This window comes from Endozoicomonas sp. SESOKO2 (genome assembly GCF_024606245.1).
Classification (GTDB): Bacteria; Pseudomonadota; Gammaproteobacteria; order Pseudomonadales; family Endozoicomonadaceae; genus Endozoicomonas_A.
Genome location: NZ_JAHHPQ010000723.1, coordinates 1 through 3,197, shown reverse-complemented (window position 1 = coordinate 3,197; position 3,197 = coordinate 1). Strand labels below are relative to the sequence as shown.

Annotated in this window: 2 protein-coding genes; both read right to left on the bottom strand. The window is 46.8% G+C overall.

Features of this window, described 5'->3' with window-relative positions; genetic code table 11:
* A partial coding sequence (locus tag KDK17_RS17315) for an insulinase family protein (RefSeq protein ID WP_257288657.1) occupies positions 1–686 on the bottom strand: 686 nt, incomplete at its 3' end.
* Between the two features lie 494 nt (positions 687–1,180).
* Entirely contained in the window at positions 1,181–2,740 is a 1,560-nt protein-coding gene (locus tag KDK17_RS17310) for an AbgT family transporter (protein ID WP_257288656.1), read from the bottom strand.
* Between the last annotated feature and the right edge of the window lie 457 nt (positions 2,741–3,197).

Below are 3,197 nucleotides of genomic sequence, written 5' to 3'. Positions count from 1 at the left end.
ACATAGTAGTTATCGTAGAACGTCTTTAGATCTTCCCAGAGAGATTTACCATCTTCATTGGAAAGGGTTTCCAGGCTGCCAATATTGAAACGACTGCGAGGGTGCGCCGGATTCGACGTCGCATTCTGAGCTGTCATCAAGCGCCAGCCATCCTCATTGGCATGAAGCTTATATTCAGAGTCCACCGCATTACGCTCACGATCAACATAAGTCGGATCCAGCGTTGGCGAGACAAAAAACTGTGCCAGCTGATCCAGCGCAGGTCTCAGTTTGTCACTGTTAATGTCGAAGAAATAGTTGGTTCGGGTATCCGCCGTATAGGCATTGGCAGAGCCGCCATTCGCGCGGATGTATTCAAAATAACCGTCTGTTTCCGGGTACTTTTCATTGCCCAGAAATAACATATGTTCAAGAAAATGAGCCAGGCCCAAACGGTTGTCCGGGTCCTGAAAGCTACCTACTTTCACATCCACTGCCGCAGCGGCCTTATCCGTATCCGGATCGGAGATCAGCAGGGCCTTGAGACCGTTCTCCAACTCGACAAAACGGTAATCACGATCATCTGCCGGACTTTTCACCACCACCTGGCTTTTTTCCATTGCATCTCGTTCAGCTGTCACTGTACACCCACTTACCAGCACCGTTGCCAGCACCCCGGCAATCAGAGACATGTGCTTTAGTAGCATAAAAATTTCCACACCTTTTAAAGGCCTTGATCCCAACTGAATACTTTCTGCAGACTGGGCCAATTATCAAGCACTGAGACAACCAATTTACCATCCTTTTACTGTTTGCAAAGATGCTCGTTAAAAGACTCATATAGAAAATGCCTGTATTTGTATTTATTTTTCTATTCGTCAAGATTTTTTAAACCAGAGTACAAAGGTAGCAGTCACAATCTAATTACACTTGTAACACAGAAAGGATTAAAGATTCGAGCATTAATCAGCCACGTCTTATAGAGCTACCTTCGGGAAGAAGGATAGTCAAGTGGGTCGGCCCCCACTCGATGCGATCAGGATCAGTTATGAAGCATTGCCGCAGATCTCATCGCAACTCTTGAGGCCATTATCTGAAAGAAAGGCTTTTCTGGAACAGAGTTACCAGACAAATTAAAACGAAATGGATTCATCACGTTGAATAAAACCAGCACTGAGAGCTGGTTTTATTCTGTAGCGAATCAGAAGCCCAAAGGAATATTGAGGGCAAAGAACCCTATTAATGCAGCCGTCCAGATGGTGATAAAGGCAATAGAGTAAGGCATCATGATTCCGATCATGTCGCCAACGGTCAGATCAGGCTTGTACTTCCTCATGAAGGCCAGAATAACACCCGCATAAGTCATCATGGGTGTCACGATGTTGGTGGAAGAGTCTGCAACACGGAATGCCGCAGCCACCAGATCCGGGGTCATGGCCGGGTTTGCCTGGTACAACATGGGTACGAAGATGGGACCCAGCAGCATCCACTTGGCTGTCAGACCACCAACAAACAGGTTGATGACTGCGGTAGTAATAATGAAGCCAATGATCAACAGAATCGGGAAGTTATCCAGTCCCAGGAACTGAAGGAAACTGGCTCCCAGGTAGGTAATGTAAGTACCCAGTCCGGTAAAGCCCAACAGAGCCAGGAAGTTGTAGCAGAAGAAGGTCAACACCAGTACATAGCCGACCGTATTCATCTGCTTGACCATGGCACTGACAACATCCTGCATACCCTTGAATTTACCTGTTGATTTACCGTAGCAAATACCCACAATCAGGAACGTCATGGTAATCATAAGGATGATGTTATTCAGGAACGGATTGACCACTTTGCCCGCTTCATTGGTGTATTCAGCCAGCGGGCCCGTTGCCAGCCCCACCATAATGGCAATGGAAGCCAGCAGACCAAAGAACGCTGCTTTCAGACCTTTGTTTTCAGCCTCAGTGACTTCAAAACTGGTGATATCCAGATCTTCAGGTATCTGGTAATCCATTTTCTCCAGCTTGGGAGTGACAAACTTGTGAGTCACCCAGGCTCCCACAATCGCCAGAATAAACGTCGATGCAAGGATAAAGAAATAATGCATAGTAGCAGGCGTCAAAGCCTCACCCGCGGCATTAGTGAAAGGCACTCCCTGAGATTCAGCAAAAATCTGAGCGTTCACACCCACGACGACATCCACCGGCGTGGCAGGCAGCAGGTTAGCACTGAATCCTGCAGATACACCGGCAAAAGCAGCCGCCATTCCAATCAGAGGATTTTTGCCCAGACCTGCATACAAAAGACCGGCCAGTGGAATCAGAACCAGATAGCCGGCATCGGTGGCGACACTGCTCATGATACCGATGAATACCAGCAAAGCAGGCAAGTATTTATCGTTCACTTTCAGACCGGCTTTCTTGATCAGGGTGGATAGCAGACCAGAGTCTTCTGCAACACCGACACCCAGCATAACAATCAGGATGATACCCAGAACGCCGTGTCCAAAGGACAGCCAGTTCGCCAGAATGGCGTTTTCGAACATCCAGCGAACGTTTTCTGTGGTCAGCATGTTTTTGACAGAATGAACGATCTGACCACCATCCGCGCCCATGACTTCAAAGCTATGGCCTCCCAACAAGAAAGAAGCCGCCAGAGTCAGGCCAAATAGCCAGATAAAGATAATGACCGGGTCAGGAATCTTTTTCCCGATTCTCTCAATCATGGATTTCCTGCCGCCATTGGCAGAAGGTGCCACCGTTGCCGTTGTACTCATTAATACCAGCCTGTGTACCAAGGGTTATGTTGTTGATTGGCCCTTTCTGACCAGAGGCTTGAGAGCCCCTTCCTTCTGAAAGGCATTTTTAAAGGCAGGGAAAAATATTGAGTATGATTGACGTTAATTTCAGTCTGGAATGGCTTAAATCAAATCAACTACCCTGCCTGAAGGGGCAGAGCATGAAGTAAGCTCTGTGGGTCGTTCGCCGCAAGCGACGGGGAATATAACCCTCAGAGATGAATCTCTTTCACCTTCAAACATCTGCGCCCACTTATTATTAATATCTTGAGAGACGGTATTTTCATTGATAGAGACCAACTCAACAAATCGTATTAATACGAATACAAACAGTACTTTCAACCAAGAAAAGCCTACGTAACAAAAAATACTCCAAAAGTTCAAATAAAAACAAAGCAATGCCCTTTAATAAAGGTAACTCCCCTAAAGAAAAGCA

What these genes read in the sequence shown, in the direction of transcription:
- KDK17_RS17310 (WP_257288656.1), bottom strand. Translation starts at nt 2,740, where the DNA reads ATGAGTACAACGGCAACGGTGGCACCTTCTGCCAATGGCGGCAGGAAA.